The 12,086-nt window shown below is 68.2% G+C and carries 14 protein-coding genes; 3 read left to right on the top strand and 11 right to left on the bottom strand.

What is annotated here, in order from left to right:
• Positions 1-110: 110 nt before the first annotated feature.
• On the top strand, positions 111-611 hold the full coding sequence (locus tag ACIBX3_RS50530; protein WP_397127895.1) for a HEAT repeat domain-containing protein: 501 nt from the start codon (positions 111-113) through the stop codon (positions 609-611).
• Positions 612-1,190: 579 nt separating this feature from the next.
• On the opposite strand, the gene ACIBX3_RS50525 is transcribed toward ACIBX3_RS50530, so the two are convergent.
• Positions 1,191-2,495, bottom strand: coding sequence for an FAD-binding oxidoreductase (locus ACIBX3_RS50525; RefSeq protein ID WP_397127894.1), 1,305 nt, complete (start codon positions 2,493-2,495; stop codon positions 1,191-1,193).
• Between the two features lie 496 nt (positions 2,496-2,991).
• On the opposite strand from ACIBX3_RS50525, the gene ACIBX3_RS50520 reads away from it, so the two are divergent.
• Positions 2,992-3,573, top strand: a complete 582-nt coding sequence (locus ACIBX3_RS50520; protein WP_397127893.1) for a TetR/AcrR family transcriptional regulator — start codon at positions 2,992-2,994, stop codon at positions 3,571-3,573.
• Here the strand turns inward: ACIBX3_RS50520 and ACIBX3_RS50515 are convergent.
• From ACIBX3_RS50515 to ACIBX3_RS50475, 9 genes are all read right to left on the bottom strand, one after another.
• Positions 3,558-3,725 carry a hypothetical protein gene (locus tag ACIBX3_RS50515; protein WP_397127892.1) on the bottom strand — a complete coding sequence of 56 codons (168 nt, stop codon included), beginning with the start codon at positions 3,723-3,725 and terminating at the stop codon, positions 3,558-3,560. The two genes, ACIBX3_RS50520 and ACIBX3_RS50515, sit on opposite strands and share 16 nt — an antisense overlap.
• A 36-nt stretch (positions 3,726-3,761) precedes the next feature.
• Complete coding sequence (locus ACIBX3_RS50510) at positions 3,762-4,352, bottom strand: carboxymuconolactone decarboxylase family protein (protein ID WP_397127891.1); 591 nt, start codon at positions 4,350-4,352, stop codon at positions 3,762-3,764.
• 82 nt (positions 4,353-4,434) lie between these two features.
• A complete protein-coding gene (locus tag ACIBX3_RS50505) occupies positions 4,435-6,828 on the bottom strand; it encodes an ATP-binding cassette domain-containing protein (protein ID WP_397127890.1) in 2,394 nt (797 codons plus the stop codon).
• A 387-nt stretch (positions 6,829-7,215) separates the two neighbouring features.
• On the bottom strand, positions 7,216-7,470 hold the full coding sequence (locus ACIBX3_RS50500) for a hypothetical protein (RefSeq protein WP_397127889.1): 255 nt from the start codon (positions 7,468-7,470) through the stop codon (positions 7,216-7,218).
• 311 nt (positions 7,471-7,781) lie between these two features.
• A complete protein-coding gene (locus tag ACIBX3_RS50495) occupies positions 7,782-7,907 on the bottom strand; it encodes a hypothetical protein (protein WP_397127888.1) in 126 nt (41 codons plus the stop codon).
• A complete protein-coding gene (locus ACIBX3_RS50490) occupies positions 7,904-8,905 on the bottom strand; it encodes a magnesium and cobalt transport protein CorA (protein ID WP_397127887.1) in 1,002 nt (333 codons plus the stop codon). The genes ACIBX3_RS50495 and ACIBX3_RS50490 overlap by 4 nt, the downstream gene beginning before the upstream one ends.
• 142 nt (positions 8,906-9,047) lie before the next feature.
• Complete coding sequence (locus tag ACIBX3_RS50485; RefSeq protein WP_397127886.1) at positions 9,048-9,821, bottom strand: SDR family NAD(P)-dependent oxidoreductase; 774 nt, start codon at positions 9,819-9,821, stop codon at positions 9,048-9,050.
• A 10-nt stretch (positions 9,822-9,831) separates the two neighbouring features.
• Positions 9,832-10,098 (bottom strand): hypothetical protein, encoded by a 267-nt coding sequence (locus ACIBX3_RS50480; protein WP_397127885.1) that lies wholly within the window; start codon positions 10,096-10,098, stop codon positions 9,832-9,834.
• Positions 10,099-10,118: 20 nt separating this feature from the next.
• Positions 10,119-10,211 (bottom strand): hypothetical protein, encoded by a 93-nt coding sequence (locus ACIBX3_RS50475; RefSeq protein ID WP_397127884.1) that lies wholly within the window; start codon positions 10,209-10,211, stop codon positions 10,119-10,121.
• 318 nt (positions 10,212-10,529) lie between these two features.
• Here ACIBX3_RS50475 and ACIBX3_RS50470 point away from each other — a divergent pair, with 318 nt between their 5' ends.
• Positions 10,530-11,222 (top strand): hypothetical protein, encoded by a 693-nt coding sequence (locus ACIBX3_RS50470; RefSeq protein WP_397127883.1) that lies wholly within the window; start codon positions 10,530-10,532, stop codon positions 11,220-11,222.
• Positions 11,223-11,252: 30 nt separating this feature from the next.
• On the opposite strand, the gene ACIBX3_RS50465 is transcribed toward ACIBX3_RS50470, so the two are convergent.
• The gene (locus ACIBX3_RS50465) at positions 11,253-11,936 is read right to left on the bottom strand and encodes a class I SAM-dependent methyltransferase (protein ID WP_397127882.1); all 684 of its coding nucleotides are present in this window, start codon (positions 11,934-11,936) and stop codon (positions 11,253-11,255) included.
• Between the last annotated feature and the right edge of the window lie 150 nt (positions 11,937-12,086).

Here is a 12,086-nt window from a genome sequence, read left to right as displayed (position 1 = left end):
AACCGGCGCCAAGCACACACGACGTCACAGACGGTCACCGATCCCCATTTTCACGCCGGAACCGGCGCCCCACACGGGTTTCCCCGACTCAGTCGTACGGCTGGCCGATCGTGTACGAAGCCGACCGGAACTTCGACCGGGGCAAGGGGCGCGAGATGAATTGGGGGGTGACGCGGGAAGTGGTGCTCGGCTACCTGGAGAGTCACATCTCCAACGACTGCTGCATCGTCGCCGTCGGCAAGGATTCCGAGCTCGCCGAGCGGGTCATTCGGCAAATGGATGACGACCTGGAGGACGAAATCGAGAGCTTCGCCGAGCTGCTGGCAGCGCTTCAGGACGACGACGATCCGCGCCACCTCGCCCAGTCCCTGGTACGGGCCGGGTTCGGTGCGCCGCGCGAGTTCCACCAGGAATTCTTCGCTACCTTCGCCAAAGCTGCCCGTGAACACGACGAATATCGGGTTCGGGACATCGCCATCTCGTCCGTCGTCTACATCGAATGGCCGGAGTTCAGGCCGTTGCTCGAAGAGATCCAGGCGCACGACTCCGAGGAGCAGGTGCGAGCCAGGGCGGCCATCGTCCTTCGTGCGTACAAGGCGGTCGGCATGTAGCCGCCTGGGCGTAGGGTCAGTGCGGCAGCCCATGGGGGCTGACCGTCCAGCACCCGGGAATCCGGGCCATCACCGGCCGGTCCGGCCGCCGCTCTGCTCATCCCGCAGTCCGGACGCGGTCCAGGAAACCGGCGATGACCGGGGCGATTTCCGGCAGGTGGGTTTCGAGGGCGAAGTGGCCGGTGTCGAACAGGTGCAGCTCGGCCTCGGGCAGGTCGCGAAGGTAAGCGCGGGGTGCCGAGGCGGAAGCCCACCGGGGCGCCGAAGTCGAAGACGTACATCACGAACCGGGTCAGGCCGAGCCCCTGCACGAAGCCCTCGATGACGTCGGCGAGGGCGTCGAAGGAGTAGGTGAAGCCGGCCGGGGCCTGGGTGTGGCCGAAGCCCGGGTAGTCGGGCGATGAGCGCGTCGATGAGACGGCGGAATTGGGGTGAAGCCGACGGGAAGCCGTGCAGCAGCAGGACCGGCGCGTCCCGCCGCTCCGGGAGGGACTCGCGGTAGAAGACGCGGACCCCCTCGACGTCGACGTGCCGGTGAACGGTGCGGGCGATCGGGAGGATGAGTATCACTCATGCCTTTCAGGGGTGGACCGGGAAGTTGCTGCGGAAGACGTTGTACGGATCGCGGTGACGCTTGATGTCGCGCAGGCGATCCAGCGCGGCCGAGGTGAAGGCGTCGGCCGCGCTCTCGCCGGGGTTGAGGAAGGTGAAGGGCTTGCGGCCGCTGACGGGCAGGGCGCCGGCGAGAGCGGCCTGCTTGCCCTTGACGGCCTCGGCCGTGGCGGGGTCAGCGGGGATGCCGAACAGGTAGAGGGCATACGGCTCCATGAGCGGGCCGTGCGGGCTGTCGGACGGGCGGGTGAACGCACCGCCCAGATGCCGGATCTGCACGCTCAGCAGCGGGGCGATCGGGTCGGCCAGCAAGGTCTTGACCGCGGCGTCGCCGAGGTCGCTCAGCAGTTCGCCGCGCGAGAGGCCCGCGCCGGGATCGGTGGGTTCGGCCGTGATGCCGCCGACGTCGGAGACCGGCATGCTCCGCCTGCTGTCGGACAGGGGAACGGGCAGGCGGTCCAGGAGGCCGAGCAGGTCACGCGCCTCGCTCTCGGCACCCAGGTAGGTGGCGTCGATGGCCACCATGGGGTCGGCGCCCGGGAAGTGCAGCAGGTCCAGCCAGACGGTCAGCTCGGGTGGGGCGTCGGCGGTGATCTGCCGGTAGGCGTCCATCACGTCCGCCGCGTGCTCGGCCGCCCACAGCATCCGGCCGCCGTACAGGCGCGGGGCGGGGTGCAGGGCCAGTTCGAGGGCGGTGACGACGGCGAAGTCGCCACCTCCGCCGCGCAGCGCCCAGAACAGATCGGGGTCGGTGCCGGCGGTGACGTGCCGCTGGCGGCCCTCGCTGTCGATGATGTCGAAGGCGGTGACGCTGTCGGCGACCCAGCCGTATGTGCGGCCGAACCAGCTCAACCCGCCGCCGAGGGCGACGCCGGCGACGCTGACCACCGGAGAGCTGCCGGGCAGGCCGGTCAGGCCGTACGGCGCGGCGGCGGCCTGTACCCGGCCGGATGGCACACCCGCACCGGCGTGGGCACGCCGGGCCGCCGGATCGACCTCCAGAGTCTCCAGCCGACCGGTGCGCAGCAGGATCGTCCCGTCGGTGCGGCCGGTCGCCCCGTGCCCGTTGGGCTGGGTCGCGATGGCCAGCCCGGTGGAGCGGGCGTGCCGGACCAACGCGGCGACGTCATCAGCGTCGGCGGGCTCCGCCACGGCCGCCACCGGCTGCTCGATCGCCAGGTTCCAGGGACGGCGGGCGGCGTCGAAGCCGGGATCGCCGGCCAGCCAGATCCGGCCGCGGATGACGGAGGGCAGGGCGTTCAGTGCGTTCATGAATCTTCCTCGGGTGATGGGGTTGTCAGGCTGCCGTGCGGTCGGCGGCGCGTTCGAGGGCGCCTGCGGGAGGGGCTCCGCCTGGCCCTTGCTCCACCCGCGCCGCCACCAGCGGCAAGGGCGCAGTGGCCAGCCCGTCCGCCCAGCAGCAGGAACCCGCCGAGCGCCACCGCGCAGGCGCTGATCACCCACTGCCGCGTTGGCGCCGAGTGCCCCAAGACGCCGCCGATCTCCGGCAACGCCACGTACACGATGTTGTAGTCGATCGAGATGATCAGCTGAGCGAACGCCAGCAGAGCCAGAGTTGGTTCAGGACGACGTAATGGTGTCCCGGGTTGGCGGACATGCGACATGAGGACACCTCCGTATGGCTGTGAGCGCACGCTTGGCCCGCGCCGCCGATAACGGGACGCGACGTCCCGTATGACAGTGCACAGCGTGCGGGAAACGTCCCTTCATTGTCAAACCCAACGTCCCGTCCCGGTATGGTGGCATCATGAACGCCCGCCGCCGCTCCGACGACCGGACCGAAACGATCATGCAGACCGCGCTCGACCTGGCCCTCGAGGTCGGCTACGCCAAGCTCAGCATGGAGGCGGTCGCCGCCCGGGCCGGCGTCGGCAAAGACACCATCTACCGCCGATGGCCCTCCAAGGCCCTGCTGTTCCTCGACGCGGTTCTCAGCTCAAGAACCGCAGGCCTGGAACATCCCTACACCGGCGACATCGTGGCCGATCTGCGCGAGGTGATGCACCGGGCCGTCGACCTGCTGGCCCGGCCGCCATGGGGGCCGCTGTACCGAGACCTGATAGGAGAGGCACAGCACACCCCCGAAGTCGCCGCCGCCCTCAACGAACGCTTCATCCGGCCACAGACGGCCGACACCCTGGCCCGCCTCAAGGCCGCCCAAGAGCAAGGGCAGCTCGCCCCCGATTTCGACCTGGACCTGGCCTTCGAGATCCTGTCAGGACCGCTGTACTACCGGCTGCTCATCACACACGAGCCGCTGACGCCCGCCTACCTCGACCGCGTGCTCCAAGCGGTCTTCGCCGGCATGGGCCCTCAACCACAACCCTGATCTTGTTCTTTGTCCTCCGGATTGTTGTAGTGCTGCGAGGGTGTCGGCACGTTCCTACGAGGCCACGCGCGATCATTCTCACCATTCCCCTTCGGGTTCTCCAAAGGGCCGGATGGATCTCCATCAAAGACGGTCATGATCGTGATCGTCATTCAACGGATCATGGCCAATCTGAGCAGTCCTGCACCTCAGCGCGCCGAGGGCTTCGGCTCCCTTTCTTCACCGGCGAAAACGCGGAGTTGCATGGCGAGGGTGGAGTAGTAGCCCACCAGGGTCGTCAGCTCGAACAGGCCGCGTTCGCCGATCGCCGACACCGCCATGCCGTACTCGTCGTCGTCCAGGGTGCCCGAGTCCAGCAGGGAGGCCGTCGTCCGCAGCACGATCGTCTCGTCGGCGTCGGTGAGGGCCGGCAGCGCACCGGAGCGCAGGGAGTCGAGCTCCTCCTCGGTCAGGCCACAGGCGCGCCCTACGGCCTCGTGGGCCTCTCGTTCGAACGCGCTTCCCCAGTGCGCGGCGACGAGGAGCACGGCCATCTCCCGGATGCGGTCGCTCAGGGAGGACTGATAGCGCACCGCCGCACCCACGGTCTGCAGCGCGGCTCCGACCGGAGGACTGAGAAGCATCGCGTTGAACGGCCCACGCAGCCGTCCCTCGCTGTCGGTGAGCGCGAAGACCTGAGGACCCGCGGCGCGTGGGCCTCCTGAGATGGCCCGGTAGACCGCGGCCTGCTCCTCGCTGAGATCTCCGGGCAGAAACCCGGCCAGGCGGGCGACCATCATGGCTCCCTTCGTCCGACGCCGGGAAACTATAGCCCGCGCAGCCCGTCAGCCCTCTCGGCGCGGGGCGGCACCTCGGCCGCGGTCAGGTGCCGATGTAGCCCGCGAGGTGCTCGCCGGTGATGGTGGAGCGGGCGGCGACGAGGTCGGCGGGTGTGCCCTCGAAGACGATCCGGCCGCCGTCGTGGCCGGCGCCGGGGCCGAGGTCGATGATCCAGTCGGCGTGCGCCATGACCGCCTGATGGTGCTCGATCACGATGACCGACTTTCCGGAGTCGACGAGCCGGTCGAGCAGGCCGAGCAGCTGTTCGACGTCGGCGAGGTGGAGGCCGGTGGTCGGCTCGTCGAGGACGTAGACGCCGCCCTTCTCGGCCATGTGGGTGGCCAGCTTGAGCCGCTGCCGCTCGCCGCCGGACAGCGTGGTGAGCGGCTGGCCGAGGCTGATGTAGCCGAGCCCGACGTCGGCGAGCCGGTCGAGGATGGTGTGCGCGGCCGGCGTGCGCGCCTCGCCGGAGCCGAAGAACTCACGGGCCTCGGTCACCGACATCGCGAGGACCTCGCTGATGTCACGGCCGCCGAGATGGTAGTCCAGCACCGATGCCTGGAACCGCTTCCCCTCGCACTCCTCGCAGGTGGTGGAGACGCCGGCCATCATCGCCAGGTCGGTGTAGATGACGCCGGCGCCGTTGCAACTGGGGCAGGCGCCCTCGGAGTTGGCGCTGAACAGCGCCGGCTTCACGCCGTTGGTCTTCGCGAACGCCTTGCGGATCGGATCGAGCAGTCCGGTGTAGGTCGCCGGGTTGCTCCGCCGCGAGCCGCGGATCGCGCCCTGGTCGACCGACACCACGCCCGCGCCCGCGGGGATCGACCCGTGTATGAGCGAGCTCTTTCCTGAACCGGCGACGCCGGTGACGACGACCAGCACCCCGAGCGGGATGTCGACGTCGACGTCGCGCAGGTTGTTCGCCGTCGCGCCGCGGATCTCCATCGTGCCGGTGGGCTTCCGCACCGTCTCCTTGAGTGCGGCCCGGTCGTCGAAATGGCGGCCGGTGATGGTACCGCTGGCCCGCAGCCCTTCGACGGTGCCCTCGAAGCAGACGGTGCCGCCGGCCGTACCGGCGCCGGGGCCGAGGTCGACGACGTGGTCGGCGATCGCGATCGTCTCCGGCTTGTGCTCCACGACGAGCACCGTGTTGCCCTTGTCCCGCAGCCGCCGCAGCAGGGTGTTCATCCGCTGGATGTCATGGGGGTGCAGGCCGATGGTGGGCTCGTCGAAGACGTAGGTGGTGTCGGTGAGCGAGGAGCCGAGGTGGCGGATCATCTTGACGCGCTGTGCCTCGCCGCCCGACAGCGTGCCCGACGGCCGGTCGAGCGAGAGGTAGCCCAGCCCGATCTCCACGAACGAGTCGAGGGTCCGCCGCAGCGTGGCGAGCAGCGGAGCCACTGACGGCTCGTCGAGACCGCAGACCCACCCGGCCAGGTCGCTGATCTGCATCGCGCACGCATCGGCGATGTTGATCCCGCCGATCCGCGACGACCGGGCCCCCTCGCTGAGCCGGGTGCCGTCGCACTCGGGACAGGTGGTGAAGGTGACCGCCCGGTCCACGAACTCCCGGATGTGCGGCTGCATCGCCTCCTTGTCCTTGGAGAGGAACGACTTCTGGATCTTGGGGATCAGTCCCTCGTAGGTGAGGTTCCCGCCCTCGACCTTCACCTTGGTCGGCTCCCGGTAGAGGAAGTTTTGCATCTCCTTCTTGGTGAACTCGCGGATCGGCTTGTGCGGGTCGAGGAAGCCCGACTCGGCGTAGATCCGCACTGTCCACCAGCTGTCCGACTTCCAGCCGGGGATGGTGAACGCGCCCTCGGCGATCGACTTGGAGTCGTCGTAGAGCTGGGTGAGGTCGATGTCGGAGACCGAGCCCCGCCCTTCGCAGCGGGTGCACATGCCGCCGGTACGGGTGTAGGTGGCTTTCTCGGCCTTGCTGACGCCGCCGCGTTCAACCGTGATCGCGCCACTCGCCCGGACCGAGGGGACGTTGAAGGCGAATGCGCTGGGCGGGCCGATGTGCGGCTGCCCGAGTCGGCTGAAGAGGATGCGCAGCATCGCGTTGGCGTCGGTGGCGGTGCCGACGGTGGAGCGGGGGTCGGCACCCATCCGCTGCTGGTCGACGATGATCGCGGTCGTCAGCCCTTCGAGTACGTCGACCTCGGGCCGCGCCAGCGTCGGCATGAAGCCCTGCACGAAGGTGCTGTAGGTCTCGTTGATCAGCCGCTGCGACTCCGCTGCGATCGTGTCGAACACCAGCGAGCTCTTGCCCGAGCCGGAGACGCCGGTGAACACCGTCAGCCGGCGCTTCGGGAGCTCGACGCTGACGTCCTTGAGGTTGTTCACGCGCGCGCCGTGCACGCGGATCACGTCGTGGTTGTCGGCAACGTGCGGCGCAGGCGACTGCGTGTCCGTCCTCGTGGCCTTGCTCATCGTGTCTCCATCTGTTACGCGGGCCGCCTTCGCGGTCTCTTTCAGCGTCGCCCGGCTCGATCCGACCAGCTTCGAGCAGTATGTCCGAGTTCCTTCGTCGGCGCGGTCGCGGCAACGGTCACTGTCTACCTGATCGGCGGTGTCGGCCGGGTGGCGCGACAGCCCGTCAGGCTGACGCCGACGATATGCACGCTAGCTGCGGCCCGCTGACCGGCGCTTCTCCATTCCTGCTCGGTCAGGTCACCTGTTTCGCGACGCACGACGGCATCCCGCCGTCGCGGGTGAGACCGCCCGGGATCGAGCCGTGGCTACGCGTCCCTCTTCACGAAGGAGGGCATGGCAGTGGCGAGTGCCCGCCGGTATGCGACCCACGCTGGGTCTTCGGCTTCACGCTGGATGGTCGGAAGGCAGTGGTCGCATCAGGTCGAGATCCTCGCCCCATGCGTCCAGCACCTCGCCGTGCCCGGAGCGCCGGGCCACCGCCTCGACATGGGCGAAGAGACGCCGTTGCAGGGTCACGTCGCCCGTTCCCGAGATACGGTCCACGGCGTCCAGCAACATGCCGGTGTCCCAGCCGGGCAGCGGGTGTCGGGCGAGTTCCCATTCCAGGTACTTGTTGTAGGGGCGGGGGCGACGGTCCATGGCGAATTCCGGCCGCACGGAACTCGGCGAGGGGGACGATGACGAGGTCGAGCTCTGGGGTGCGGTGGCCCGTGAACCGCGTGAGATCCGTTGTCGCACCGTCGGCGAGGACGACGTACAGGTCGTGGTCGGAGTGCTCGGTGGGCATGTCGTCGTGGGCGCGGGAGCCCTTGAGGACGAGTCCGACGACGGCGGGGTCGGCGGCGGCGAGTTCAACGAACGCGTGATAGGTGAGGGGCTTGCCGAGCGGGCATCGTGTGATCTCCGGTGGGATGGTGATGGCCGGCCGATGTCGGCAACGCGTTGGCCGGTCATCCCGCGGAGCCGCGGGGATCGAGCAGGATGATGACGGTCAGCAAGATGATCCAGGCGATGACCGCGGCGATCAGGAGCCTGCTGAGCGAGAGCCGACGGTGGAAGAAGTCGGAGGGTTTCACAGCCACCCACTCTTGCGCAGCAGCCGGTGCACGATGAGCACGGCGATGACCATGGCGCTCAGGCTGAGAGGATAGCCGAGCAGCCAGTGCAGCTCGGGCATGTAGTCGAAGTTCATGCCGTAGATCCCGGCGATCATCGTGGGGACGGCGATGAGGGCCGCCCAGGAGGAGATCTTGCGCATGTCGGCGTTCTGCTGCATGGCCGCCGCGCTCTGCTCGCGGCCCACCAGAGCCAGGTGGGCGCTCAAGGCGCTGGTGAGCAGTTCGTTGTGCTCGTCGACTTGGGCGTCCACACGGAGGAGGTGGTCCAGGACGTCGCGGAACTGGTCGCGGGCGACGGTGCACAACTCCACCCGGCCTTTGACGATCTCCTCCAGGACCGGCACCAGAGGATCTTGGGCGGCGCGGAACTCCAGCACCTCGCGTTTGAGGGAGTAGATGTCTTCGGTGACGTCGGCGTTCTCTCCGCTGAAGACGCGTCGCTCCAGCGCGATGAGGTCGTGTTCGACCTCGTGGGAGATCTGGGAGTAGCTGTCGACGACCTGATCGCAGATCGCGTACAGCACCCCGGCGGGTCCGGCGGCCAGCAGGTCCGGATCGGATTCGATGCGCCGGCGCACTCCGGCCAGCGGGTTGGCCTGGCCGTGGCGGACGCTGATGACGAAGTCGCGGCCCAGGAACAGGTTGATCTCGCCGACCTCGATGTCGGAGCTCTCCTCGACGTACAGCAGCGGCTTGAGCACCATGAACAGGCTGTCGTCATAGCGTTCGAGCTTGGGCCGCTGGTGGGCGTGGATGGCGTCCTCGACGGCCAGCGGGTGCAGCTTCACCTCATGGGTGATCAGGTCGAACTCCTCCTGGGTGGGTTCGTGCAGCCCGATCCACAAGAAACAGTCACCTCTGGATCGGGCGTCGTTGAAGGCGTCGCTGATGTCACCGCTGATGGTCTCGCGCACGCCGTCGCAGTAGATCGCCTTGTCCACAATCACATCAGGCATTGTGACGTATCCCGACAACCCTCCCATCCTCGGCGGCGCATGGCAGTCCGCCTGGCAGATGCAGGCCGCCGCACGCAGGTACTTCCGCCCCGCGGTACGCAGATACCCGGCATCCTCGGCCTGCCGGGCCTGTCCTTCGGGTTCACGGGCGGGTGGCGTCGGCGATGCCCTTGTGGGAGACGTGTGCGGTGAGACCGCCGTCGACCACCAGCTCGGCGCCGTTGACGTACGCGGACTCGTCGGAGACCAGGAAGACCATCAGCGGGGCGACGTCCGCGGGCGTCCCCGCGCGGCCCAGGGGGATCTCGGCCAGGGCCGCCCCGGTGAACGCCGGCGAGGCCGACGCCATCAGCGGGGTGTCGATCAAGCCGGGCATGACGGCGTTGACCCGGATGCCACGCTCGCCGAGTTCGAGGGAAGCGGTCCGGGTCAGTCCCCGCAGTGCCCATTTGCTCGCCGTGTACGCCGCGGCGACATGCCCCGCCATCGCCGCCACCGAACAGACGTTGACGATCGAGGCGCCCGCGCTCATCAACGGCACGAGCGCCTGGATCCCGAGGAGCGGACCGGTGACGTTGATGTCGAAGGTGCGCTGCCAGACCTCCATGTCCACGTCGGGAATCCGGTCCCTGGCGGCCACTCCGGCGTTGTTGATGAGGGCGTCGACCCGCCCGTGACGTTCCCGCAGCAGTGCGGCCAGGCCGTCCCACGCCTGCTTGTCGCGGACGTCGAGAGGCACGTAAGTGACCTGCAGCCCGTCGGCCGTCAGCCGGTCGGCGAGCGCCCCGCCCTCGTCGTCCAGCACGTCGGCCGCCACGACCGTCGCGCCTTCCCTGGCCAGCGCCTCCACCTCGGCCGCGCCCTGGCCGCGGGCCGCGCCGGTGACGACGACGACCTTGCCCGATACTCGTCCCACGCCGGCCCCCTCAGACCGGCGGCGCGGCGAACACGCCGCGGTCGATGTCGTTGAAGCTTCCCTTGGCGATCAGCTCGCTCATCGGGTCCGCGGTCCCCCACTGGTCCTGGGTCATGGGGTCGTTCACGTCGTAGACGCTCGGATGCCAGACGTCCTCGTCGACCCGCTCCAGTCTCGCGGCCAGGTAGGACAGATCGCCGTCCGAACCGAGCTCGGTCAGCCTCCAGATGCCGGTGTAGAAGGCGCGTTGGGTGTCGTAGTCGGGTGTGTTGCTCATGAGGTGCCCTTCTGGGGTGCTCAGCCGAGGGCCGAGCCGCCTCCGTCGATGACGATGTTAGTGCCGCTGATCCACGACGACTCGTCCCAGGCCAGGAAGACGGCGGCGTTCACCACGTCCTCCGGCCGGCCGTGCCGGGGCCGGCGGGATGCGGTCGCGGACGAGGCGCTGTAACCGCTCCGGCGGATCGGCCGCTGACAGGCGGTGTGAAACTTTCATGTCGATCCCGCCGCCTCTCTCATCACTTGACCTGCGATGGTGAAGATTTCTTCGCGCCGGTGTTTCCTCTGATCGGAGGTGGACTTACGGTGACTCCACTTTCCGTTTCTACAGGGTCTCGGCCGCGTCGAAATTTCGTCGAAGCGCTTCGATGCATCGAATCCGACAAAGCGGCGCCCCGCCATCGGCGGACAACGACAGAAGGGGAGATCATGCGCAGGATGCTCCGTCTCTTCGTCCCGGCATCCATGCTCGTCGTGCTCGTCGGGGTGCTCGCTCAGCCGGCCCAGGCCGCCGCCTGGTCCTCGTCGGACCAGTGGGGCACCTGGACCAACGGCGGTTACACCCTTTACAACAACATCTGGGGCAGCGGTGCCGGCCCACAGACGATCTGGGCCAACTCGTACAGTAACTGGGGTGTCTGGGCAAACCACCCCAACACCGGTGGGGTCAAGTCCTACCCCAACGCCACGAAGAACGTGAACCGGCGGATCAGCGCGCTCGGCAGCGTGACCAGCAGCTTCAACGTCACCGTGCCGAACGGCGGCGCCTACGCGTCCGCGTACGACATCTGGTGCGACGGCCACACCTACGAGATCATGCTCTGGATGAACAAGTACGGCCCGGTGGGGCCGCTCGGGTCGCGACAGACGAGCGCGTCGGTGGGCGGCCACAACTGGGACGTCTACCGCGGCTCCAACGGGTCCAACCAGGTGTTCTCCTTCGTCCGGCAGGGCAACGTCAACTCCGGGACCGTGGACATCAAGGCGATCTTGAATTGGCTCCGGTCCAGGAACTGGTTCGGCGACGTGACGCTCGGCGACGTCCAGTTCGGCTACGAGATCACGTCGTCCAGTGGCGGGATGGACTTCCGTACCAACAGCTTCTCGGTGTCGGCGAGCTGACCTCGGCCGGACGGGCGATCATCCCGGGGACTACGGGATGCGGTAGACGGACACATGGGACCGCGACTCGGCGGTGAAGGCGGATCCGGCCCAATCGGCGTGCCTGCTCTCCAGCTCGAACCCCGCCAGCTGAGCCATGAGGTCGAGCTCGGCCGGCCAGATGTAGCGGTGCGGGCTGCGGAACAGCTGAGCCTGTCTGCCCTCGTCGAACCTGAAGTGGTGTGACACGACGTGCTGATGCAGCAGGTCGTAGGTGTCCAGGCCGATGTAACCGGGCTCGCAGAGCCAGACCGTGGCCTGCTGACCGGGCGGGAGCTTGCGCAGCTCAGGCACCCAGAGCTCGATCACGAACCGGCCGCCGGAGGTGAGGTGGCGGGCGGCATTGCGGAAGCACGCGACCTGCTCGGCCTGGGTGAGCAGGTTGGAGATTCCGTTGTAGACCAGGTAGACGAGCGCGTAGTTCCCCGGAGCGACGGCGGTCGCCATGTCGCCGGCGATCACTGGGATCGTCGCTTCGTCCACCTTCGTTCGTAGTTGGTCGATCATCGCGGGTGACAGTTCGATGCCGGTGACGGGCACCCCTCGCTCGGCGAGGCGGTCCACGGTCGGCTCCAAGACCTCGCGGGCGAACATGCCGGTGCCCGGTGTGTCATAGTGCTGGGCGACCTCGATGTCCCAGATCTCGTCCTGGTGCATGCCGCCAACGATGGCCATGGGTGTACGCCGTTGTCGAATGATTTGTGAGTCCGAGCGGACCGGGAGAAAGCCGGCTTATGTATGAACGCCGCCACGCTCCCGCCTCTCTTCGCTTACGGTGCATTTCGGGGACACATTGCGGGAGGACTTCCGGGCCAGCGGGCGCGG

It is taken from the genome of Nonomuraea sp. NPDC049480 (assembly GCF_044465905.1).
Lineage (GTDB): Bacteria > Actinomycetota > Actinomycetes > Streptosporangiales > Streptosporangiaceae > Nonomuraea.
This window is presented reverse-complemented; position numbering and strand designations above follow the sequence as displayed.